Annotated in this window: 26 protein-coding genes; 16 read left to right on the top strand and 10 right to left on the bottom strand. The window is 62.8% G+C overall.

The genetic code is table 11. From position 1 onward, the window contains the following. The first annotated feature begins 7 nt into the window (after nucleotides 1–7). The 3 genes from ABNX08_RS12060 to ABNX08_RS12050 are packed head-to-tail and all read left to right on the top strand — an operon-like array spanning nucleotide 8 to nucleotide 2,445. Nucleotides 8–1,015, top strand: coding sequence for a branched-chain amino acid ABC transporter permease (locus ABNX08_RS12060; protein ID WP_022535475.1), 1,008 nt, complete (start codon nucleotides 8–10; stop codon nucleotides 1,013–1,015). Then, nucleotides 1,008–1,751: an ABC transporter ATP-binding protein gene (locus ABNX08_RS12055; RefSeq protein WP_022535474.1), complete on the top strand. Its 744-nt coding sequence runs from the start codon at nucleotides 1,008–1,010 to the stop codon at nucleotides 1,749–1,751. Before ABNX08_RS12060 ends, ABNX08_RS12055 begins: the two co-directional genes overlap by 8 nt. Nucleotide 1,752: 1 nt before the next feature. Beyond that, entirely contained in the window at nucleotides 1,753–2,445 is a 693-nt protein-coding gene (locus ABNX08_RS12050) for an ABC transporter ATP-binding protein (protein ID WP_349606007.1), read from the top strand. A 159-nt stretch (nucleotides 2,446–2,604) separates the two neighbouring features. Here ABNX08_RS12050 and ABNX08_RS12045 read toward each other — a convergent pair whose 3' ends face one another. The 6 genes from ABNX08_RS12045 to ABNX08_RS12020 form a co-directional block, all read right to left on the bottom strand. After that, nucleotides 2,605–3,009, bottom strand: a complete 405-nt coding sequence (locus ABNX08_RS12045; protein WP_022535472.1) for a heme-binding protein — start codon at nucleotides 3,007–3,009, stop codon at nucleotides 2,605–2,607. Between the two features lie 73 nt (nucleotides 3,010–3,082). Beyond that, the gene (locus ABNX08_RS12040; protein WP_022535471.1) at nucleotides 3,083–3,976 is read right to left on the bottom strand and encodes a fumarylacetoacetate hydrolase family protein; all 894 of its coding nucleotides are present in this window, start codon (nucleotides 3,974–3,976) and stop codon (nucleotides 3,083–3,085) included. Next, a complete protein-coding gene (locus ABNX08_RS12035) occupies nucleotides 3,977–4,528 on the bottom strand; it encodes a VOC family protein (protein ID WP_022535470.1) in 552 nt (183 codons plus the stop codon). A gap of 30 nt (nucleotides 4,529–4,558) precedes the next feature. Next, nucleotides 4,559–5,602, bottom strand: coding sequence for a CDP-6-deoxy-delta-3,4-glucoseen reductase (locus ABNX08_RS12030; RefSeq protein WP_022535469.1), 1,044 nt, complete (start codon nucleotides 5,600–5,602; stop codon nucleotides 4,559–4,561). Between the two features lie 300 nt (nucleotides 5,603–5,902). Next, complete coding sequence (locus ABNX08_RS12025; protein ID WP_022535468.1) at nucleotides 5,903–6,820, bottom strand: LysR family transcriptional regulator; 918 nt, start codon at nucleotides 6,818–6,820, stop codon at nucleotides 5,903–5,905. A 71-nt stretch (nucleotides 6,821–6,891) separates the two neighbouring features. Next, the gene (locus ABNX08_RS12020) at nucleotides 6,892–7,770 is read right to left on the bottom strand and encodes a LysR family transcriptional regulator (protein WP_022535467.1); all 879 of its coding nucleotides are present in this window, start codon (nucleotides 7,768–7,770) and stop codon (nucleotides 6,892–6,894) included. Between the two features lie 106 nt (nucleotides 7,771–7,876). Here ABNX08_RS12020 and ABNX08_RS12015 point away from each other — a divergent pair, with 106 nt between their 5' ends. Genes ABNX08_RS12015 through ABNX08_RS12005 form a run of 3 tightly spaced genes read left to right on the top strand, consistent with a single transcriptional unit; the run spans nucleotide 7,877 to nucleotide 10,301 of the window. Beyond that, complete coding sequence (locus ABNX08_RS12015; RefSeq protein ID WP_022535466.1) at nucleotides 7,877–8,950, top strand: alkene reductase; 1,074 nt, start codon at nucleotides 7,877–7,879, stop codon at nucleotides 8,948–8,950. Nucleotides 8,951–8,960: 10 nt separating this feature from the next. Beyond that, the gene (locus tag ABNX08_RS12010) at nucleotides 8,961–9,698 is read left to right on the top strand and encodes a pirin family protein (RefSeq protein WP_022535465.1); all 738 of its coding nucleotides are present in this window, start codon (nucleotides 8,961–8,963) and stop codon (nucleotides 9,696–9,698) included. Between the two features lie 18 nt (nucleotides 9,699–9,716). After that, nucleotides 9,717–10,301 carry an isochorismatase family protein gene (locus ABNX08_RS12005; protein ID WP_022535464.1) on the top strand — a complete coding sequence of 195 codons (585 nt, stop codon included), beginning with the start codon at nucleotides 9,717–9,719 and terminating at the stop codon, nucleotides 10,299–10,301. Between the two features lie 148 nt (nucleotides 10,302–10,449). Here ABNX08_RS12005 and ABNX08_RS12000 read toward each other — a convergent pair whose 3' ends face one another. Further along, nucleotides 10,450–11,193 (bottom strand): SDR family oxidoreductase, encoded by a 744-nt coding sequence (locus ABNX08_RS12000; protein ID WP_022535463.1) that lies wholly within the window; start codon nucleotides 11,191–11,193, stop codon nucleotides 10,450–10,452. A 97-nt stretch (nucleotides 11,194–11,290) separates the two neighbouring features. Between ABNX08_RS12000 and ABNX08_RS11995 the strand changes: the two genes are divergently transcribed. Then, nucleotides 11,291–12,187, top strand: a complete 897-nt coding sequence (locus ABNX08_RS11995) for an AraC family transcriptional regulator (RefSeq protein WP_022535462.1) — start codon at nucleotides 11,291–11,293, stop codon at nucleotides 12,185–12,187. A 125-nt stretch (nucleotides 12,188–12,312) separates the two neighbouring features. On the opposite strand, the gene phbB is transcribed toward ABNX08_RS11995, so the two are convergent. Both phbB and phaP3 read right to left on the bottom strand, forming a co-directional pair. Then, nucleotides 12,313–13,056, bottom strand: a complete 744-nt coding sequence (gene phbB / locus ABNX08_RS11990) for an acetoacetyl-CoA reductase (protein ID WP_041681073.1) — start codon at nucleotides 13,054–13,056, stop codon at nucleotides 12,313–12,315. 268 nt (nucleotides 13,057–13,324) lie between these two features. Further along, the gene (gene phaP3 / locus ABNX08_RS11985) at nucleotides 13,325–13,882 is read right to left on the bottom strand and encodes a TIGR01841 family phasin PhaP3 (RefSeq protein WP_022535460.1); all 558 of its coding nucleotides are present in this window, start codon (nucleotides 13,880–13,882) and stop codon (nucleotides 13,325–13,327) included. A gap of 411 nt (nucleotides 13,883–14,293) precedes the next feature. Between phaP3 and ABNX08_RS11980 the strand changes: the two genes are divergently transcribed. Together ABNX08_RS11980 and ABNX08_RS11975 are read left to right on the top strand one after the other, a co-directional pair. Next, a complete protein-coding gene (locus ABNX08_RS11980) occupies nucleotides 14,294–14,491 on the top strand; it encodes a hypothetical protein (RefSeq protein ID WP_041681072.1) in 198 nt (65 codons plus the stop codon). Between the two features lie 261 nt (nucleotides 14,492–14,752). Next, complete coding sequence (locus ABNX08_RS11975) at nucleotides 14,753–15,076, top strand: hypothetical protein (RefSeq protein ID WP_022535458.1); 324 nt, start codon at nucleotides 14,753–14,755, stop codon at nucleotides 15,074–15,076. 91 nt (nucleotides 15,077–15,167) lie between these two features. Here the strand turns inward: ABNX08_RS11975 and ABNX08_RS11970 are convergent, their stop codons facing one another. Beyond that, the gene (locus tag ABNX08_RS11970) at nucleotides 15,168–16,193 is read right to left on the bottom strand and encodes an MBL fold metallo-hydrolase (protein ID WP_349606011.1); all 1,026 of its coding nucleotides are present in this window, start codon (nucleotides 16,191–16,193) and stop codon (nucleotides 15,168–15,170) included. Between the two features lie 408 nt (nucleotides 16,194–16,601). Here ABNX08_RS11970 and ABNX08_RS11965 point away from each other — a divergent pair, with 408 nt between their 5' ends. The 7 genes from ABNX08_RS11965 to ABNX08_RS11935 all read left to right on the top strand — a co-directional run bounded on the left by ABNX08_RS11965 (nucleotide 16,602) and on the right by ABNX08_RS11935 (nucleotide 22,170). Continuing rightward, complete coding sequence (locus tag ABNX08_RS11965) at nucleotides 16,602–16,817, top strand: CDGSH iron-sulfur domain-containing protein (protein WP_022535456.1); 216 nt, start codon at nucleotides 16,602–16,604, stop codon at nucleotides 16,815–16,817. Between the two features lie 54 nt (nucleotides 16,818–16,871). Further along, entirely contained in the window at nucleotides 16,872–17,975 is a 1,104-nt protein-coding gene (locus ABNX08_RS11960) for a mandelate racemase/muconate lactonizing enzyme family protein (RefSeq protein WP_022535455.1), read from the top strand. 106 nt (nucleotides 17,976–18,081) lie between these two features. Then, nucleotides 18,082–18,564 carry a DUF4440 domain-containing protein gene (locus ABNX08_RS11955; protein ID WP_022535454.1) on the top strand — a complete coding sequence of 161 codons (483 nt, stop codon included), beginning with the start codon at nucleotides 18,082–18,084 and terminating at the stop codon, nucleotides 18,562–18,564. A gap of 252 nt (nucleotides 18,565–18,816) precedes the next feature. Then, nucleotides 18,817–18,969, top strand: coding sequence for a hypothetical protein (locus ABNX08_RS11950; RefSeq protein WP_349606012.1), 153 nt, complete (start codon nucleotides 18,817–18,819; stop codon nucleotides 18,967–18,969). Between the two features lie 100 nt (nucleotides 18,970–19,069). Continuing rightward, complete coding sequence (locus ABNX08_RS11945) at nucleotides 19,070–19,969, top strand: LysR family transcriptional regulator (RefSeq protein ID WP_022535452.1); 900 nt, start codon at nucleotides 19,070–19,072, stop codon at nucleotides 19,967–19,969. Between the two features lie 105 nt (nucleotides 19,970–20,074). Further along, nucleotides 20,075–21,265 carry a CaiB/BaiF CoA-transferase family protein gene (locus tag ABNX08_RS11940; RefSeq protein WP_022535451.1) on the top strand — a complete coding sequence of 397 codons (1,191 nt, stop codon included), beginning with the start codon at nucleotides 20,075–20,077 and terminating at the stop codon, nucleotides 21,263–21,265. Further along, nucleotides 21,262–22,170 carry a CoA ester lyase gene (locus tag ABNX08_RS11935; protein ID WP_349606014.1) on the top strand — a complete coding sequence of 303 codons (909 nt, stop codon included), beginning with the start codon at nucleotides 21,262–21,264 and terminating at the stop codon, nucleotides 22,168–22,170. Before ABNX08_RS11940 ends, ABNX08_RS11935 begins: the two co-directional genes overlap by 4 nt. The last annotated feature ends 11 nt before the right edge of the window (nucleotides 22,171–22,181 follow it).

Here is a 22,181-nt window from a genome sequence, read left to right as displayed (position 1 = left end):
GGCTGTCATGAAATCCCAATCTCTCATTGCCTGGGCACTGCTTGCCGTCCTTCTGATCGCTTTCCCTGCGATGGCACAGGCGTTCGGCGGCAGCTTCTACGTCGGCTTCGCCACGCGCGTGCTGATCCTGGCCTTGGCCGCAACCAGCCTGCGACTGCTGGTCGGCGAGCTGGCCCTCGTTTCCTTTGGACACGCCGCCTTCTTTGGCACCGGCGCCTTCGTGGTCGCCATCTTGTCAAAGGAACTGACGGCACCAGTCGGATTGCTGCCTGGTACGGATTCCGCATGGATCGCCTGGCCGATTGCCGTCATGGTGTCGGCGTTGCTGGCGGTGGTGATCGGCATGATCTCGCTGCGCACGAAGGGCGCTTACTTCATCATGATCACGCTTGCGTTCGCCCAGATGACGTTCTATTTGTTCGAATCACTGAAGATGTACGGTGGCGACGAGGGCATCAACATGGCGCACCGCTCCAGGCTTGGCTTCGGTCTCGATACTGGTGACAACGTCACGTTCTACTACGTGGTCCTCGCTACCGTGGTCCTGGTGAACCTGCTCTTCCGCTTCCTGATCCGGTCGCCGCTAGGGCGCGTGATGAAAGGCATCAAGGAGAACGAAACCCGGATGCAGGCGCTCGGCTACCGCACCTACTGGTACAAGCTGATGGTGTTCGCGATCGCCGGCGCCGCAGCCGGGCTGTCCGGCGCACTGCTGGCCAACCAGAACAGTTATGCCAGCCCGAGCCTGTTCAGCTGGCTGCAGTCCGGCAACCTGCTCATCATGGTGATCCTCGGAGGCAGCGTGAACTTCTGGGGTGGCGCCGTAGGTGCCATCGTCTTTTGTGCGCTGGAAGAAGTGCTGCCACACCTGACCAGGTACTGGCAGATCGCCATGGGCGTCTTTGTCATCCTGGTTGTCATGCGTGTGCCGGAAGGATTGACCGGCCTGCGGTGGCGCGTCCGCGTCCCGCATGCGGCGCAGCGCCGTTCGTCGAGCGAGGTGGGTAATGGCTGAGCAAGTGTTAGCGGTAAGGGGCCTCGTCAAGCGTTTTGGCGGACTGATGGCCACCGATCATGTCGACTTCGACATTACGGACAACCAGATCCACGCGCTGATCGGGCCAAACGGAGCAGGCAAGACCACGTTCATATCGCAGCTCGCCGGCGGTCTGCTTTCGGATAAGGGATCCATTTCATTCTACGGAACCGACATAACCCGCCTGAGCATGGCCGAGCGTGCCGACATGGGCCTGGTGCGCTCTTACCAGATCACCAGCATTTTCCGCAACCTCTCGGTATTCGAGAATCTCGCCATCAGCATTCAGTCGCGGCTGAAGGCAAGCTTCCGCTTCTTTGGCAAGGCATTGGTCGAACAGCTGCGCGAGGAAGTGGTTTCGGTTGCGCACCGCATCCAGTTGGCGGACGAACTTCACACCCTGGCCTGCCACTTGTCGTATGGCCAGCAGCGCCAGCTGGAAATCGGGCTCGCACTGGCGCTCAGGCCGCGCCTGCTGCTGCTTGATGAGCCGATGGCCGGGCTGTCCCCGAACCAGGTGCCCTGGTTTGTCGACTTCATCAGGAGCCTGAAGGGCAAGGACCTGTCCATCCTGCTGATCGAGCACGACATGGACGCAGTCTTCAGGCTGTCCGACCGGATCTCGGTGTTTGTGTCGGGAAAGCGGATCTTCAACGGTTCTCCCGACGAAGTCAAGAACAGCGCGGAAGTAAAGCGCGCCTATCTGGGAGAGTGATATGAGCCTGCTGGAACTGACGTCGGTTGAGGCCGGCTACGGCGCGAGCCAGGTGCTGTTCGGTGTCGACCTCTTCATCGATGAAGGCGAAGTGGTGACGCTGCTCGGCCGCAACGGCATGGGCAAGAGCACGACTGTCAAGGCCATCTCCGGCCTGCTACGGCCGAGGCGCGGCAGGGTGCGCTTCAACGGATGCGAGGTGGCCGGGATGGCGCCGGAACGCATCAGTCGAAGTGGGATCGGCCTGGTGCCGGAAGGCCGCCGGATTTTTTCCAACCTGACGGTATACGAGAACCTCGTTGCGTTCGCCCGCCGGGGCCAGTGGACCCTGCAGCGGATATACAAGCTGTTTCCGGTACTGGAAAGGCGTAAGGACAACATGGGCTTCCAGCTATCTGGCGGCGAGCAGCAGATGCTGGCCATTTCGCGGGCGCTGCTGACCAACGCCAGGCTGCTGCTGATCGACGAGGCGACCGAGGGGCTGGCGCCGCTGATCCGCCAGGAGATCTGGCACTGCCTGCACGAGGTGAAGAAGGAAGGCCAGTCGATCCTGGTGATCGATAAGTATGTCCAGAACCTGATCGGCCTCGCGGATCGTCACTACTTCATCGAAAACGGACGGATCGGATGGACAGGAAGCAGCGCACAGCTGAGTGAGCAACCGGAGATCTGGGAGCGATATCTTGGCGTTTGATCGTTCGCCTGTAGGAGCCGCGTGAACGAGGAAAGGCCGGAAATGTTGCCAAAAACATTTCCGGCCTTTTTCATTGCAGAAACACGTGTGCGCAAACTGCGTCGTTATCTGGCGTCGACGCTTGCCGTGCGGGCCAACCTGGCCGCCCGTGCAGACGGGCTATGCGAGCGCAGCGATGCCGGCGTGCGCGATTTCAGCGTCTTCGTTGGAGCGGACGCCGCTCACACCGATCGCCCCCGCGCAGCTGCCGCTGACCATGATCGGCACGCCGCCTTCCAGCAGGCAATCCAGGCCGGGCGCCGACAAGAACGCCTGCCGGCCGGCATTTACCATGTCTTCATAGAACTTGCTTTCACGCTGGCCCATCGCCGCCGTGCGGGCCTTGGCGGCTGCGATGTAAGCGGTCGCCGGCGGGGCACCGTCAGCCCGCTGCAGCCATTGCAGATGGCCTCCATCGTCGACGATGGCAATCGTCACGACCCATTGCTTCGCGCTGGCATAGGCGAGGGCAGCGTCGGCCACCTGCTTCAGTTCCGCCATACCGAGACTGATCTTCTGATACATCTTTAAGTCCTCTCCAATAATGCGAGCGCCGGCGCCAGGGTGCGCCGGCGCGGTCCGCCAATCTCGATGCCGCTTATGCGATCGTGAACTCGAACTCGCCGATGTTTTCGATCCACTGCTTGACGATATCGCCCGGCTTCAGGAAGTCGCTGTTCGGCATGCCAACTCCGGCCGGCGTACCCGTCAGGACAACGTCGCCCGGGAGGAGCGTGACGCGCGAGGACAGATGGGAGATCTGGTCGGCGATGTCGAACAGCATCTGGTTGGTGTTGGAATCCTGCTTGAGCCTGCCGTTGACCCACAGCTTCATGCCCAGGTTCATCGGGTCGCCGATGAATTGCGCGGGCGTGATTGCCGGGCCCATCGGGCAGGAACCGTCGAATGACTTCTGGCCGATCCAGTCATAGCGGAAGGGCGAGGTCTCTGCCGCTTCGGGGCGGAAGATGTGGTCGCGAGCGGACAGGTCGTTGGCAACGGTATAGCCAGCGACATGGCCAAGCGCTTCGTCCCGCGACACATCCTTTGCGGGCTTGCCGATGATGACCGCCAGTTCCACCTCCCAGTCGAGCATCTTCGACCCGCCGGGCAGCGCCACCCTGGTGCCGGGACCCACCACGCTCGAGCCGGTCGCCTTGAGTGAGTGCCAGGGTTTCTCGCCGCTGCCCTTCGGATCGGGGTTGATATTGAGCTTGAGGCGCTCCCTCATTTCCTCTACGTGGTCCTTGTAGTTCGCACCCGCGAAATAGATGTTCCGCGGCGCCAGAAGCGGCGCAACCAGTTCGGCATTCTTCACGTCTTCTCGCTCGGCCAGTTTGGAGCCAAGCGTCGCGAGCTTTGCGGAGGCGTTGGACCAGTCCGCGAGCACTTCGAGCATGTCGTGGTAAGCGCGGGACTGGTAAATCTTGCCGTTGGTCAGCATGCCGGTGCGCACGCCCTCGGGCACCTTGAAGGTAACGAGCTGGATCATTTAGTCTGCCTTTCCGAAGATATTGAGTTCAGGGAGCGCGTTGAGGTCGGCTTTTTCGTCGTCGGAGAATCGGTCACCGAAATCGAAGAAGTCGTCATGCTGGAACCCGTTCGGGTAGTACTGGATCTCCCACCAGTTGTGGTCCAGGTCTTCCAGGTAGAACGAGTACACGCTGTGCTGTTCGTGCGGTTCCAGCACCTGCCGGATCTTGTATTGGTCTTTGTGCTTGAGCGCCGCCTGGTAGGCAGCGTCCACGCTCTCGCGCGACGTGACGTCCAGCCCCCAGTGGTTAAGCACGTTGCAGGGGTGGACCGCGTCGCCGACTTCCACGCACACAATGTGGAAGCGCATACCCAGTCGAACCGACATCGACGGTTTGGCGTGACGGCGGCACTCCAGGCCGAGGAACTCCTCGTAGAACTTGCGTGACTCCTTCAGGCTGTAGCATTCCAGGGTGCCATGTCCCAGGCAGAAGGGTTTCACGTGAGAATTGCGCTCTGGGACGGGCGCAGTGAAGTCCGCGGGAATGGCGTCCTCGATATTGATTTCCATGGTGTTGTCTCCTCAGTATTGCCGGTCGGCTCAAGCTGCGGCTTTCTGCCGGTCTGCTTCGTTGATGAAAGAATCGGCGTAGAACTCGCCTTCCGGAAGGCCGCACCGCGCCGTAAAATCGCGGCGGGCGGAATCGACCACGACCGGCGCGCCGCAGGCATACACCTGGCAGGCGGACATGTCGGGGAAGTCTTCCATGACCGCCTCGTGCACGAATCCGCTGCGACCAGTCCAGTTGCATTCCGGGGTGGCGTCACTCACGACAGGAATGAACTTGATGTGGTCGTGCTCGGCGACCCATTTCTCGGCAAGCGCCGCCATGTAGATGCATGCACGTGTGCGACCGCCCCAGTAGAGGGTGATGGGACGCTTGTTTCCGCAAGCGATGCTGTGGTCGATGATGGACTTGATCGGTGCGAAGCCGGTGCCCGAAGCAAGCATGATCATCGGTTTGTCGCTGCGTGCGCGCCAATAGAAAGACCCGAGCGGCATTTCCAGCATCATGGTTTCGCGCAGCCTCATCGTGCTGAACACGTGTTCCGTGAAGCGACCACCGGGAACGAGGCGGACGTGCAGGTCGAACTGCCTTACCCCTTCGCTGGCGGGGGCGGTCGCGATCGAGTAGCTGCGGCGCGTGCCGTCCTTGAGCACGAAGTCAACGTACTGGCCGGCCTTGAAGGCGGTTGGCTCGTTGGGCGGCAGGCCGATGGTGATCAGCATGACGTCTGGCGCTACCCGTTCGAGATGCAGTACGCGGCACGGCAAACGGCGCACCGGGAAAGCCTCCGCGGGGTCCAGCTCGCCGACTTCGATGCTGGAGTCGCCGATGGCTTTGGCCGAGCACAGCAGCGCCTTGCCGGCACGCTTGTCGTCTTCACTGAGGTAGGTCGGGTGGACATTGCCGAAATCCACCGTGCCTTGCCTGACGGTGCCGCGGCAGGTGTTGCAGACACCAGAGCGGCAGCTGAAAGGCATGAGCAGGCCGGCGGCCAGGCCGGCCTTCAGGATGGTCTCGCCGTCATCGCACTCGAACTGGTTGCCACTGGGCAGCAGGGTGATCGTGTGCCTGGTCATGGCAAAAGCTCCAAGGCCACTGCGATCGCGGATTTGGGCGCTGCCGTAACACGCGCTGACGGCCGCAGCTCAGATATCTTCATTGCGTCTCCTCCTTCTTCCGGAATGTGAAGGGAGGTTAGAGCGCGACCCTCGGGGCGTCTATGCAGTAGCGTCAATGTAAGTTATTGGCGCAGTGAATACCGGGGGAGGAAGTCGGAAGGCGCGCGGGAGAAGTCGCCGGGATCAGGACGGTCTGAGGATGAAATGTGCCCTGCAAGCATCTGCAGAGGATTGATCCTGCCAATAGCGTTCGGAGTGTCAGGCGGGAAACAAGCTCTTGAACTGGGCGCGCAGCCACTGATTGGCGGGATCGTGGTGATAGCGTGCGTGCCAGTATTGGAATATCTCGATATCCGGAATATCGAACGGCAGGTCGAACACCTGTACGGGGGCCGTTTCGCAGAACGCCTGCGCCAGCACAGACGGTATGGTCATGATCAGGTCGGTGCTGGAGATGATCCTCGGAATGCCGAGCGAATTCGCTACGCGCAACGCGACACGGCGCCGCACGCCGTGTTTCATGAATTCTTCCGCGAGGAGCGCCTCCAGCGCAGCATGATTGCCGAGTGCAGGCACGTAGGAAATGTGCGAGGCGTTCAGGTAGGCGGGCAGGGTCAGGGTCCCGTCTATATGGGGATGCCCCTTGCGCGCAACGGCGACGTAATGACCTGTCGTCACGCGCTGGCGGAAAAAGCTCGGCCCGAAATCTGAAAAATAGCCGATCACAAGGTCCACGTCGCCATTGGGCATCGCCGCCTGGGCCTGCTGCGATGTCATTTCGATCGCCTCGAGGTCTACCCCGGGCGCGATCTCGGCGAAGTGGGTGACGATCTTCGGCAGGAAGACGCGTTGTCCCATCTCGTTCATGCAGATGGAAAAACGCCGACAGGAGGTCATCGGGTCAAAGTGCCGCTTGTCCTCGATCGCACGGCGGAGTTGTCCCAGCGCCTCCTGGACCGGTTCCGCCATTTGCAAGGCCAGCGGCGTCGGCCTCATGGCGCCGTCAGAACGCACGAACAGCGGGTCGCCAAAGAAGTTCCGCAGGCGCGCGAGCGCGTTGCTCGTGGAAGGCTGGGTCAGTCCGATCTCCTCTGCGGTCCTGGACACGCTGCCGACGCGGAGCATCGCATCAAACACCAGCAGGAGATTCAGGTCCAGTGAGTAGAGCTTGTTCATCGTTGCATCGGGGTGGGCGAATTGATTGCATCAATAGTAGTTCGCTGCGAGCGCCTCCGGGGAGAGCGGTATCACTGCACCAGGCGCTCTCGCAGGAACTCGATAAAGCGCTGCGTCTTCGCCGGCAGCAGGCGCGTCTCGGTGATGGCATAGACGGGGATGGGCGTGGCCTGCCACTGTGGCAGCACTCGACGCAGCAGCCCATTGGCCACGTCGTCCCCGATGATTTCTTCCGCCAATACGGCGATGCCGAGGTCGAGCGTCGCCAGGCGCCGGATCATGCCGACGCTGTTGAGCAAGAACCGGCCGCCGACTGTGACGTCAACCGTTTTCGTCGCGTCGTGCAGTGTCCATGTGCTGGCCTCCGTCGTGCGGAGCCGCAGGCACTCATGCCGCACGAGGTCGGCCGGCTGGCCTGGCTCGCCGAAGCGTTCGATATATTGCGGCGAAGCGTATAGATAGCGGGGCAGGCGGGCGAGCCGGCGCGCGATCAGGTTCGAACTTGGCGGCTCCCCCATGCGGATCGCGACATCGAACGGCTCGGCCACCAGATCGACGCGCCGCGGCGTGAGGTCGAATTCGAAGCTGATGCCGGGATATCGGTTCGCGAATTCCGCGATCAGGGGGGCGAGGAAGACATTGGCGAAATCCACCGGCAGTGACGCGTGCAGCACGCCGCTGGGCTGGGCGACCATTTCGCCGAGTTGCTCATGTGCCAGCCGGGCTTCATCGACGATGCGCTTGCATCGCTCGAAGTAAATCTGGCCGGCCTCGGTCAATTCGATCTTGCGCGTCGTGCGATGCAGCAGGCGCAGCCCGATCGCCTTCTCCAATGCGCTGATTCGCCGCGACAGGGTGGAATTCGGCACTCCCATCGCCTCCGATGCGCTGCGAAAGCCCTTGGCTTTGACGACCTCCACGAACAAGGCCATGTCGTTCAGCAGTTCCACGCTCACTGCTCCATCAGTGGATCAATGTTATCCAAGTTACCATGTTTATCCCACGCGAGAAGCAGGCGATGATGCTTCCATCCAAATCAGAGGAAGCCATTCCATCATGAGCAAACTGTTCGATCCCGTCCGCGTCGGCCGCGACACCCTGCAAAACCGCCTGGTCATGGCACCGATGACCCGCAGCCGCGCCCAGTACGACGGCACGCCGGGAGAGCTGGCCGCCGAGTATTACGCCCAGCGCGCCGGCGTCGGCCTGATCGTCACCGAAGGCACCCAGCCGTCGGACGACGGACAGGGCTACCTGACCACGCCGGGCATTTACACCGACGCGCACGTCGCCGGCTGGAAGACGACCACCGATGCCGTGCATGACAAGGGTGGCCACCTCTTCATCCAGCTCATGCACGCCGGGCGCATGTCACACCCGGACAACACGCCGCATCATCGCCCGGGCGTCGCGCCTTCGGCCATCGCGCCGGGCACGCAAATGTTTACGGCCAAGGGCATGCAGGATATTCCCGTGCCGCGTGCGCTCTCTACCGAGGAAGTGCGCCAGACCGTCCAGGATTTCCGCTACGCGGCGCGCCGCGCGATCGAGGCCGGTGCCGATGGCGTCGAAATCCACGGTGCGAACGCCTACCTGATCCAGCAGTTCTTCGCCCCGAGCGCGAACACGCGCACCGATGCATACGGCGGGTCGATCGAGAACCGCGCCCGCTTTGCCATCGAAGTGGCCACCGCGATTGCCGAGGAAATCGGTGCGGATCGCACCGCCATCCGCCTGTCGCCCGGCACGACGATGTGGGGCATCGACGAAGGCGCTGAAGGGCCGGATCTCTACCGCTACCTGGTCGCCGAACTCGACAAGCTGGGGCTGGCCTATTTGCACATCATGCACCAGGGCAACGAACCGCTGCTGGCCGACATCCGCAAGCTCTGGCAGGGCACGCTGATCCTGAACCGGCCGGGCCGCCCGCGTGAGCAGATCGGGGCCGACCTGGCATCGGGGCTGGCCGATCTGGAAGCCTACGGTCAGTTGATTCTTGCCAACCCGGATTTCGTCGCCCGGTTGAAGGACAGCGCGCCGATGAACGAGGCGGACCGCAATGGTTTCTTCGGCGGTACGGCGCAGGGCTACACCGATTACCCGACCTTGAGCGAAGCGCAGGCTGCCTGAGGCCACCAACATGTCCGTCATTGCCCCGCTCCAGCGCGCCAACCACGGCAGCCACTTCCGGGCCTATGGCCTGCGTGGCGTGGTCGCGCTGATCGACCCCTTCATCGGGGTCGATCATGCCTGGATGAGCGCGCCGACCTTTCCGCCGCATCCCCATGCCGGCTTCTCCGCGGTGTCCTACCTGTTCCTCGATTCGGAAACCGGCATCGACAACCGTGACTCGCTCGGTACCCGCAACCTGATCCGGCCCGGTGGCCTGCACTGGGCGACGGCCGGGAGCGGCATCGTCCATGAGGAAGTTCCGGCCGAGACCGGCAAGACCGTCCATTCGCTGCAGATCTTCGTCAACCTCGCCCCGGAGCGACAGAGCATCGCGCCTTTCGCATTGACCGTGGAACCGCAGGATGTGCCGGTGGTGCAGTTGCCAGGCGCCAGGGTGCGCGTGCCCGTGGGGAGCTTCGGAGATGCACGTTCCCCACTGAACCCGCCAACCGAAGTGACGATGCTCGACATTTCGCTGGAGGAGGGTGCCGAACTGGCGGTGCCCGTCGCGGCGGGCCATTGCGCCTTCGTCATGCCGATTTTCGGCACGGCGATGGTGGACGGCCAAAGCTTCGAGCACAACGATCTCAAGCTCCCTGTTTTTCCCGCACGGGACACGCCTCGCGCGATCACGCTTCAAGCCCCTCACGGCAGCGCCAAGGTCATGCTTTTTGCCGGCCCGCCGCTGCACTCCACTGCCACATGACCACAAAGGAGTCTCATCATGGCTTACGAACGATTCACCGGAGATAACGCCGCGCTTCTGTTGATCGACCACCAGGTCGGCACCATGAGCTGGGTACATTCCATCTCCTTCGAGGAGATGAAACGCAATGCGCTGATGCTGGCGCAGGCGGCTCGCATCCTGAAGCTGCCGGTTGTGCTGACCTCCAGCATGGAGGAGCATGCGCAGGGGCCGCTACTGGAAGAGTTGGAATCGATCCTGCCGTCCGAATTCGCTGCCCGCATCCAGCGGCTTGGCATCGTCAATGCCATGGACGACGAGAATTTTGCCGCGGCCGTCAAGGCGACCGGGCGCAAGAAGCTGATCATTGCCGGCGTCACCAACGACGTGTGCACGGTCTATCCGGCGCTGAGCCTGGTGCGCGATGGTTTCGAGGTACAGGTGGTCGCTGATGCAGGCGGCTCGCCGAGCAAGATGGCCGACGACATCGCCCTGCGCCGGATGGAGCGCGGCGGTGTAACCCTGACCAGCACCAATCAATTGATCGCGGAACTTGCCGGTAGCTGGGCCACGCCAGAAGGTGGCCAGTTGGTACAGGTGCTGATGGGGGCGCTGCAAGCTTGAGAAAAGGCAGGCACCGAATGAGCGAAGAGATGTTGATGCCGATGCAGGCCCACGTGCTTGTGGCTGCTGGTGGTCCGCTTCTCAATCAAGTAGCCATTCGGTTCCTGCGACGAAGACGCGTTGTTCGAGCAGGCCAATTGCGTGGAGTTCAGCCTGAATGAGCCAGCGCCACCGCATCCGCACCTGCCGGAAATCGAAGCAGCCCGGACGTATCGTTCGCGGCGCGCCACACCACCTCGGCCACATCGGCCTCGCTTGTCACCGCTGCCGGATGCGCGAATGAAGTAAAGATGCGCTGCGCGAAAGGTGCGTACGCCTCGGGGACGAGGCCCTCCATGCGCGGTATCCCATTGCTGGTAAAGCGCGTGGTCGGCCCGTAGCCAGGCTCGACCAGCTTCACGCTCACGTTGAACGCTTCGAGCTCGAACGCCAGTGACGCGGTGAACCCTTCGATGGCCATCTTGCTCGCGGTGTAGACGGCCACCATCGGCATCGGCGCCAGCGTCACGCTAGAAGTCACGTTCACTATCACGCCAGACCTGCGCGCACGGAACTGGGGCAGGACCGCCTGCGTCATCGCCATCACACCGAAGGTGTTGGTTTCGAACACCTCGCGCGTCGTGGCCATCGGGGTGGCTTCGAAGGCGCCAAAGAGGCCGATGCCTGCATTGTTGATGAGGACGTCGATGGGCCCGCTCGCTTCAAGCGCGGCGGCGATACTGTCGGGCTTCGTCACGTCGAGCGCCAGCACGCGGATCCGGTCGGATCGGGGCAGGAGGTCTTCGTTCGGCGTACGCATGGTGGCGATGACGTTCCAGCCCTGCGAGTGGAAGTGGCGCGCGGTTTCAAGGCCATAGCCAGAAGAGCAGCCAGTAATCAGTACAGTTTTCATGGGGCTTTCGATGGTGGTTTCGATGGCAGAAACGATAGCGGGGACGCGACGGACTTTCTACAATGAGAAGTCCAGATTTGATTTGCAATCGTCCACCATGCGCGACCCCCTCTCGCAAGTCATCTCACTGCTTCAGCCGCGTGCCGTGTTCTCGAAGCTCATCAGCGGCGCAGGTCGCTGGGGGGTTCGCTACGCTGACTTCGGCCAGCCAAGCTTCTGTGCCGTGCTCGAGGGTAGCTGTCGCCTCGCCGTCGACGGCCAGGATGCCCTCACGCTCGAGGCGGGCGACTTCGTGCTCCTGCCGGCAACGCCGGGCTTCATCCTGTCGGGCTTTGAGCCGGTGACGCCCGAGCGCATCGACCCGAAGGTGACGCCCGCGCCGACGGGTGAGGTTCGCCACGGTACGCGCGGCGGACGTCCCGACGTGCGTTTGCTCGGTGGCTACTTTGTCTTCGACTCGTCCAATGCGGCCTTGCTGGTGTCGCTGTTGCCGGCGCTCGTGCACGTGCGCGGCGCCGAGCGGCTTTCCGTACTGGTGCGCCTCGTCGGCGAGGAGTCGGGTGAACGGAGGTCGGGCCGCGAGCTCGTGCTCACGCGCCTCGTGGAGGTGCTGCTCATCGAAGCGCTACGCTCGACGTCGGGTGAGGAAGCGCCTCCGGGGTTGCTGCGCGGACTGGCCGATGTGCGACTCGGGTCAGCGATGCGGCATATGCATGCCGATCCCGCGCGCCCGTGGACGGTGGCCCAGCTCGCGAAGAAGGCCGCGCTTTCGCGCTCGGCTTTTTTCGATCGCTTCACGCGTGCGGTGGGAATGCCGCCGATGGAATACCTGCTCGCCTGGCGCATGGCCATCGCGAAGGATCTGCTCCGTCGCCATGACTTCGGGATCGCCGAGGTCGCCGAACGCGTCGGCTACGGCTCGGCGAGCACCTTCAGCACCGCGTTCCGCCGGCACGTGGGCCAGGCGCCGGGTCGCTTCGCGCGCGAACATTAGAACGTCGCATCGAACGCGACTCCGCCGGACCGATTGGCCGCTTTTGGGTAGCCTGGAGAGGCGGTGAGGGCGCGCTCGGGTACGGGGGGTAGCCGAACGCAAGCGGCCCAGCACTCGACCAGCCCTTACTGCATGTGCTGCCCGCCGTTGATGGCGATATTGGACCCGGTCACATAGGCCGCTTCCTCCGAGCACAGGTAGGCAACCAGCGCTGCGACTTCTTCCGGTTTTCCGACGCGGCCGACCGGAATCTGCGGCAGGATCTTGGTCTCCATGATTTCCTTGGGCACGGCGTTGACCATCTTGGTGGCAAGGTAGCCCGGAGAGACGGTGTTGACCGTCACGCCCTTTCTTGCCACTTCCAGCGCCAGCGACTTGGTGAAGCCGTGCATCCCGGCCTTGGCGGCAGCATAGTTGGTCTGGCCGAAGGCGCCCTTGGATCCGTTGACCGACGAGATGTTGATGATGCGGCCCCAGCCGCGTTCGACCATGCCTTCGCAAAGCGGCTTGGTGAGATTGAATACCGAGTCGAGATTGGTCCGCATCACGGCATCCCAGTTCGGCTTGTCCATCTTCTTGAAGGCCATGTCGCGGGTAATGCCGGCGTTGTTCACCAGGATATCCACGCGGCCTACGTCAGCCAGGATCTGCGCAGCGCAAGCCTGGCAGGCATCGTAGTCGGATACGTCAACTTCGTAGGCGCGCATCTGGCGGCCGGTGGCGTCCATCGCGGCAAGCCAGTCCTGAGCGGTGGCATTGCCCGGCGAGTGCGTTACCACCACGGCATAGCCGGCGTCGTGCAACTTGATGCTGATGGCTTCTCCCAGCCCACCCATACCACCTGTTACTAGTGCGATTTTCTTCGTCATTCTGCTTGCTTCGTTCTCGTAAAGTTGAAAGACCCCTGCCTTGCCGGGAAGGGCTTTTGCCCCGGTTGTCCCGAGCAAGTTCCCGTTGCCCTGGAGCGCAAAAGGCGAGGGCGAGCGGGGCCGGATGAATTCCGGCCCCGCTTTGTATGCTTATGCGGGAAGGTTGGCGTCGCGGTGCCGCAAGCCAGGAGCGTTGATGTCCCTGGCCTGCAAGCCTGCGATCTCCGTTTTGCGCGCTGGCCTGGCCTGCCTTGCCAGCGGAACGCCGTTACTGCTTGGAAGCGCGGGGCGCTGCCTGCTGGGCCGCGCCAGAGGCGGCTGCGGCCGTCGTGGCAAAGTTGGCCTTGGCAACTTCAGCCGTCTGCTTTGCCGCGTTCTGGATCGATTGATAGGTGCTGCTGGCGGCTGCTACGCTCGATTGCAGCAGCGCGGTGATCGCTTCAGACCCGGCCGGCGCGTTCTTCACGAAGGTGTCAACGAAGGCTTGCACGTTACGGCTGTGCTGCTCGTACTGGGCCTCGACTGCCTTGGTCAGTTCCACCTGTGTGTTCGATGCGATTTCGTATACATCGCGTGCATACGCAACAGCCTTCTCCGCCGCCGGCTGGGCCAGATTGCCCTGCACGGCGAACACTTCACGCAGGTCCTTCCCGGCCAGCACCGCTTCGACATTGCCCTGGCCTTCGGCTAGCGTCGTCCTGACTGCCTGCAGGTTCAGCTCGGTCAACTTCTGGAAGCCTTCAAAAGCCATGTTCGTCAGCGTGAACAGATGGCCCAGATTGGCCTTTTGCACTGCAGCAAACTGATCGGGCATAAAAGGGGACATGCGTAATCTCCTGTGGATTGATCGACCGGATTCTCGCAAAAGTGCTGCAAATGTTACCCGGCAAGGTACGGTTTCCGGATTGGCAGTGCCGCCAATCCTACGGCGCACCATCCGAGTGCGAATCCTAGAGTGTTTCTTCTAATTCGATCCCTAGGTATATACCCAAAAAGTATTGAAAGCCGGACAATATAAGTGCTTTAAGAGGCATATAAATTACATATGCTTACGTAGAAATGCTGCGGTGCGATGTGCGCGCTTCGCTTCGGCACGCCCGGCTGGCCCTGAACGCTCCCTTTGGAACTCGATGAAGCGCTGCGTCTTCGCTGACCAGACCGACCTGTCGCCAGAGTCAGGTCAAAATCGAAAGTGGCCGGGATAGAGGCCGGCAGACTCGGCTGGGGCGAGCGCCCGATGGCGTTCATCGTCTGCAAGCCTGGTATCCGGCTGGAGCCAGGCGCAATCTGCGAACGACTGCTGGAGCATGCCGAATCGAAGCGAATCAGCAAATATGCCGTCCCGGAATTGGACCGCATGGTCTTTGTTTCCGAGATTCCGCGAACCAGTGTCGGCGAGATCAATGAGAAAGCGCTACGCGAACGCTCGGCCTGATCAGGATGGGGCGGCTTTGCGCACAGCGAGTAATCCATGGCGCACTCTCTGCCGGAGAGCGGCTTGTTTACAAAAAAGGCGGCGCTTCGACAGCGGGTAAAGCGCGTAGCATACGTGTGGGTGGTGCAGGAATTCCGCAAGCATCACCTGCGTACGCCGCGGGCGTTTTGAGGTGCCTGCCCGAAGCTTTGTGTCGGCGCAGCCAGGGCTTGTCAAATGACCGGGGAATCGCAACACACTTGTTCACTACTGGAGCAACTCATGCGCAGAGCACTCACGATGACGCTTCTTATTGCCGCTGCAACGGCTTCAGGCTTGAGCTATGGTCAGCAGAAGAAGGCCGACCCGTACACCGATGGGGCCAAGGCGGGTAAAGCCGATCCCTATACCGATGGTGCAAAATCCGGAAAGTTCGACCCCTACACCGACGGCGCAAAGCAATCCACGCAATCAACCCTCAATCCCACACAAGGCAAGGCCGACCCGTATACGGACGGCGCCAAGGCTGGCAAGGCCGATCCGTACACCGACGGCGCCAAGGCCGGCAAGGCGGATCCATACACGGACGGCGCGAAGTCCAAATAGCAGCCAGCCTCGTTGTCGTGCTGTGGTGTGGCACACCGCAGCGCGATCATGCCGCCTGCCGACCATGCCGTCCTGGGTCTGCACAGCTTGGTCAGCAAGGCGTCTGATTGCTCCCACCCCAGGCATCCCGTACCTCGGCGGCCAGTGCGGTGGCACGGCCCTGGTAGCGTGGCGAGAAATGGAATGGCGTGACCGCGCGGGCCCCTGCGCTGCGCGCGATCAGGCCGGCCTGGGTAGCGGTCAGGTGGTTCTTGCGCAGGCCGTGCGCGCTGTCGACATCCAGAAACACGCTCTCGATAAAGAGCTGGTCGACGCCTTGCATCAGGTGCGACAGTGCTTTCACGTTCTCGCTCGTATAGCGCAGGTCGGTAACGTAGCCGATGCGCCGGCCGGGCTCGACATCCAGGATCAGCCGGCTTAGCTCGCCGACCGTTCGCGTCACCGCATGGTCGCCGCTCCTGTCCCGCCACTGCACAAGAATCGGCGCATCGCCGGCGGCGCCGGTCAGGACGGCATGCTTCAGTTCGCGCAGCCAGGCGCCGGTGGTCAAGCCAGATTCAGCCAGGCGCTCCTTGTTGATGCCGAGCCGGACCTTTTCCTCGACAAGGTAGGCCAGGCATGGAATCCCATGATCGACAAAGCAGGCACGCACCCGAAACGTAGTCTCGTCGTGAACGATATCGCCGGTCCTTTCGATGGGCGCCTCGGCCTCCCTGGCGAAGCCGTGACGGCTGGAAAAGCATGCGCGCCGCATCTGCCCGTCCAGTCCGAGTTCGATCGCTTCGACGACCAGCCCGATCGCGTAGCGATGCACCACGTTCCACGTATAGGCAAGCAGCTTGTGCTCGACCTGCGCCACGAATCCTGGCCCGCCGTACAGCACGATGTGCGGCTTGCGTCCGAGCAGCACCCGCAGCAGATGGTCGAAGCCAGAGAAATGATCCATGTGCGCATGCGTGACAAACACATGCGACAGGCGCATCAGCTCGCGCGGCATCAGCCTGGTGATGTCGCCCAGGTCGAATAGCAGCGCGCGCCGTTCGTCCAGGAAGTCTACGAACAGTCCCGGGTCGCCGAAGGCATCGTTGACGAGGCGGGCTTCCAGCAAGGGACGCATGATCACTCGCGGTGCGACAGTCACCGAGGCTCAGGTAAGGTGCGTGCTCGTCCGGGCAGCCAGACGTCGCCCGGATGGCTGGTGTTCGGCTGACTGTACTGGCCGGCTCTTCTCATCAAGGATAGAGAAGCCGCGCGATACCTGCGGACCGTGACGAGATTTCATCGGAGGCCACCCGATGCGATTGTGGCCCGGAAGTGACACCCGGGCTGGGCAGCCGTGGCGGAGTGCGTGAAGCTGGCCGTCCCTGGCCCAAAAGTGCTTTGCAAGGGACTGCCGCGCAAGGCACAACTTCGACGCCGGTCCGCCACAAACTGGAGTAGATTAAGAAAGACCGGCTCACACAAGGTTGCGCTGGCTACCTGCCAAAGGCGCCAGCGTCGCCGCCGCTCGGGAATGGGGGGCATCATGGATGAAGACACCGTCGTCACGGTTACGGTACAGGACAATGGCCCCTACCGCATAAAGGGTCCCGTCAGGATCGTGACCCCGGCAGGCGCCACCTTTGCTTTCGAAGGTGATCAGGTCTGGTTATGCCGGTGTGGCCATTCTGAAAACAAGCCTTTCTGTGATGGCTCGCACAAGCGACAGGGGTTCATCAGCACGCCACAACCGAAGTCTTGAACCGCCTTCGATCGTGCACCGCTGCGTAGCAGACCTCGGTTCAGTGCCTGCGCCATGAAGATCGGGAACATCGAAGCCATCGTCCTGCGCATTCCGTTTGCGGTGGGCGGTGTTTCCGCTGCCGGCGTGTGGGGCGGTGCCGGGATGCAGGCCGCCGATTCGCTGCTCGTCAAGGTGACCACGGACGATGGCCTGGTTGGCTGGGGGGAGACCTTCGGATTCGTTGGCATTCCTGCGGTCAAGGTGGCGATTGAACAGATGCTGGCGCCGGCCTGCATCGGCAGGGACGCGGCGCAGATCGACGCGCTCGGCCTCGACCTCCAGCGCAGGTTCCATGTCTTCGGGCGCAGCGGCGCAATCTTCTACGGCCTGTCGGCGCTCGATATCGCGCTGTGGGATATCTGCGGCAAAGTGGCCGGACTGCCCATCCACCGGCTGCTCGGCGGTGCACGTCGGGATCGCCTGCCTGCATATGCCAGCCTGATCCGGTATGCGAACCCGGAATCGATTGCGACCAACGTCAGGCGCGCCATTGAAGACGGCTACCGGAGCCTGAAGCTGCACGAAGTCGACCTCACGGTGATCCGGGCCGCCCGCGATGCCGCAGGCCCGGACGTTGAGATCACGCTGGATACGAACTGCCCGTGGACACTCCATGAGGCGATCGGGATGGCGCGAGCGCTGGCGCCGTTGTCGCTACGATGGCTGGAAGAACCCCTTTGGCCGCCGGAAAACTTCAGCGGGCTTGCTGCGCTGCGCCAGCATTGTGCTATCCCGATCGCCGCCGGAGAGAATGCCACCACGCTGTTGGAGTTCCAGCAGATGCTCAGCGCGGGTGCCGTCGATATCCTGCAACCCAGCCCGGCGAAGATGGGCGGCATCAGCGCGCTGCGCAAGGTCTTTGCACTGGCCGAGGCGCACAACACCCAGGTGATGGTCCACACCTTCTACGATGGCCCGGGCCTGCTGGCCAGCATTCATGCCACGGCAGCGCTAGGGGACGCCGAGGCCATGATTGAGTGGCGCTACTTCGATATGGAAGCGCAGGTGCTGGGCGATACCATCGTGCCGAAAGCCGGCGTGATCGCAGTCCCAGATGGTCCGGGTCTTGGCATCGACCCGGATCCGGAGGTCGTCCGGCGCTATCGCATTTCGTGACAAGGCCGCGCTGCAAGGCGTTGTCGGAGATGGCTAACGCTTGCGGGATGTACCATACTTCAGCCGTGTACCTTGGCTCTCAACCCCTGACCTGAGGAGTTCCGCCATGAAGCCATTTCGCATCGCTGTCCTGGCGCTAGCGCTCGCGGGATGCGCCACGAACCAGGGCACGCCAGGCACTACGCAGGCGTCGCGCACAGAACCTTGTAAAGCCACGTCAGAGCAGGAGATTGCGGCGTTGTTTGATCGATGGAATCAGTCACTGCAGACAGGCGATCCACGCAAGGTGGTGGCCAACTATGCACAGCGGTCAATTCTTCTTCCGACAGTATCCAACAAGCCTCGGCTGACGGTCGCAGAGAAAGAAGACTATTTCCAGCACTTCCTGAAGGATGGTCCGTCCGGAAAGATCGACTCCCGCAGCATTGAACTGGGATGCAATTCTGCTGTGGATTCCGGGCTCTACACATTCACCTTCGCACGAACGGGAACCGTTGTTAAGGCACGCTATACGTACACCTATCGCTGGGATGGTGCGCAATGGCTAATTACAAGTCATCACTCGTCGGCCATGCCGGAGAAGACGTAACTGAGGCGTAAGCCTCAGTTCCCGAGGCTTGCGCGACCGGAGTATTTGCAAAGGGCGAACACTGTCTGATGGCAGTACCTCGTGCCTTGTGGCGCTGTTCACCCCCTCTCCCTGGAGGGCAAGGCCGGCGAACGTTCCGGCGAGACCCTCATTCTCTTCCAATCCAGAACCTGGCGCATCCGTCGGCTCCACATACCCGCCGCCAATCCTGCTGAAAGCGCGCAGCCGACCACGAACTACGCGGGGTCCGTGATGACGGTCAACGACCTGGTGCAATACGCGGCCATAACCGAACGGCATGTCCGGACGATCAGCGCGGTCGTCTGCGACGATGCCATGGCGCATCGGCTGGGCTGCCGCCCGGGTCAGCGCTGGTTGAAAGTGCAGATGCTACGAACCGGGTAGGCCAGAGCCCAGGCTCCGGCGGCCAGCCCACGATACGGCCCTCCATGGTTTATCCTCTGCGCTGGCTGCTTACCAACACATCCACCAGCGGGCATTCACAGTGCGTATCGACCCCACCACCCTGACCATTTTCCTGACGGTCGTGGAAGAAAGGAGCCTGGCGCGGGCGGCGGAGCGGCATTTCATGGCCGCCTCTGCGGTCAGCAAGCGCATCAGCGACCTGGAGGACGTGCTGTCCGCACGCCTTCTTGACCGGCACAGCGGTGGGGTGCGCCCGACGGCGGCCGGGCTTGAACTGGTGGCATACGCCAAAGGCATCGTCGATCTGTTGGGGCGGTTGCGCGCTGACATGAGCCGTTACAGCGAGGGCACCAAGGGCGACGTGCGCGTCTTCGCCAACAGTACATCGATTGTCGGCTTCCTCGGCAGCGATCTGCCGGCGTTCCTGCGGCGCTATCCGGAGGTGGAGGTTCGCCTGGAAGAATGGAGCAGCCCGTACATCGTGCGGTCGCTGAAGGACGGCCTGGCTGACGTCGGCCTGTTCTGGGCCGACACCCCGCATGCGGGGCTGGCAACGGTGCCTTACCGTTCCGCTCGCCTGGTGGTGGTAATGCCAGCCGGCCACCCGCTGGCAGGCAAATCCGGAGTCTTCTTCGGCGATACCCTGAACTACGATCACGTCGCCTTCCATGAGGGCAGCATGCTCTACCGGCTGACGGAGCAGGGCGCGGCCGCGCTGCAGAGGTCGATCCGGACACGCTTGCAGGTCACGAGTTTCGACGCTATGCGGACCATGGTGTCTGCAGGCGTGGGGCTTGGAATCATGTCCGACGTGACGGTTGCTGCGCAGCCCAATAGCGGTGGGCTCCATGTCGTACCCCTTCTGGACGACTGGGCCTCGCTGGCCATGCTGGTCGGATATCGGGACTTTGCCGAGCTGCCGCGCGCCGCGCAGCTCTTCGTCGAGAGCCTGTCGCCGTCCATCGCTGCTTCCGCCTGAGCCGGCCATCAGAATCAGGAACGGCCGCCATCGAAATCCAATAATTTACGGCCGCCCCACAGTTGCGGACACTAGCCACTCGAGCAACGAAACGGCTGGCGTCCCATGAATCTCCCTCTGACCGGTATCACCGTAGTAGCGCTGGAGCAGGCCATAGCGGCCCCTCTGGCCACGCGCCACCTCGCCGATTGGGGCGCGCGTGTCATCAAGGTCGAACGCCCCGGTGCCGGCGATTTTGCACGCGGATACGACAAGGTCATGCAAGGCATGTCGAGCCAGTTCGTATGGGCCAACCGGACCAAGGAAAGCGTGGCGCTCGACATCAAGACCGAGGAAGGCCGGCGCGCGCTGGATGCAATGCTCGGCAAGGCCGATGTCTTCCTGCAGAACCTGGCGCCCGGAGCGGCCCGCAAGCTCGGCCTGGACGCCAGGACGCTGGTGGAGCGTCACCCGGCCCTGATTGCCTGCGACATCTCCGGCTACGGCTCAACCGGGCCGTTCCGCAACAAGAAGGCCTATGACCTGCTGGTCCAGTGCGAGACCGGCTTCCTGTCGATCAACGGCACGCCCGAGGCGCAGGCCAAATGCGGGCTCTCCATCGTGGATATCGCGACCGGCATGTATGCGTTGAACGGGGTCCTGATGGCGTTGTACCGGCGCGAGCGCACCGGCAGCGGCACGGCGTTCGAAGTCTCGCTGTTCGACAGCATGGCGGAATGGATGAGCTATCCCGCCTACTACACGCGCGACAGCGGCAGCCCGCTTGCGCGTGCGGGCGCCCGCCACGCCACCATCGCGCCGTACGGGCCATTCAAGGCAGGCGACGGCAAGGCGGTCTTCTTTGGCATCCAGAACGAGCGCGAATGGCAGGCATTCTGCGCGCGCGTGCTTGAGGATGAAGCGCTGGCTTCGGACCCACGTTTCAGCGCCAACCCCCAGCGCCTTGCCAACCATGAGGCGCTCGAGGCGATCATCACCGAACGGTTTGCCAGGTGGTCGAGCGCCGAGGTCGCAGAGAAGCTGGAAGCGGCGTCGATCGCGAACGCCAGGCTGAATGACGTGGCCGAGTTCCTGCAGCATCCGCAATTGCACGAGCGCGGGCGGGTCCAGGAGGTTGCCAGCCCGGTCGGGCCGCTCCATGTCTTCAAGCCGCCCCTCATCATCGATGGTATCGAACCGGTAATGGGACCAGTCCCGGCGATCGGCGAGCATACCGCTGCGGTACTTGCAGAATTTGGCCTGGACGCGGCGGAACCAGGCGAGACGGATGCCCGCGCATATGGGTGCGCACAATGAAAGTCACCCGGACTTACCTGGCCGTGCCGGCCCACCAGGATCGGCTGGTGGCATCCGCAGCGCGATCCGAGGCCGATGCCGTCTTCCTCGATCTGGAAGACGCGGTGCCGGAGTCGATGAAAGCCGCCGCGCTGACGGCCGCTATCGAGGCCCTCAACGGGCTCGATTGGGGCGACAAGGTGGTGGTCGTGCGCGTGAACGGGGCAGGGGAGCGGCAGCGCAAGGAGATCCAGGCGCTGGTGGAACGCTGCGGCCGCCTGAATGCCGTGTTGCTGCCGAAGGTCGAGTCGGCGCAGGAGATCGCCCAGGTGCAGGGCCAGCTCGACGGCACCAGGATAGGCATCGAGGCAATGATCGAAACCGCAAAAGGCCTGGTCTTCTGCGAGCAGATCGCCGCGGCTGGCGGCAATCTCGAATCCCTGCATTTTGGTGTCGGCGATTTTGGCGCATCGATTGGGGCCAAGGGCGTGGAAATCGGCCTGTCCGACCCGGGCTATGCCATGACCGCGCGCGCCACGGAGGGCTATGCCGACACCCCCCTTGATATGTGGGCCTATCCGATGATGCGCATCCTGGTGGCCGCGCGCGCGTTTGGCCTGCGTGCGATCGACGGACCTTGCGGTGCCTTCCGTGACGCTAGGCTGACCGAATCCAGCGCGCTGAAAGCCGCGGCGCTCGGCTATGACGGCAAGCAGGTCATTCACCCGATGCAGCTGGACAGCACGAACCGCGCCTTTACCCCCACCGATGATGAATTCCAGGCCGCGCAGCGCGTGGTGGCCGCGCTGGCCGATGCCGAGCGGGAGGGCCGCGGAGCGGTGCAGCTCGACGGCAAGCTGGTCGACTACGCCAATATCAGGATGGCGATGAAGGTCGTCGGCATGCGTGGCCGAGCCGGCGCGTAGCCAGTCATCAC

Origin of the sequence: Cupriavidus sp. DF5525 (assembly GCF_040149425.2) — a bacterium.
GTDB classification, from domain to species: domain Bacteria; phylum Pseudomonadota; class Gammaproteobacteria; order Burkholderiales; family Burkholderiaceae; genus Cupriavidus; species Cupriavidus pickettii_A.
Note: the sequence above shows the minus strand (reverse complement) of the source record. Positions and strands in the feature narration are given on the sequence as shown.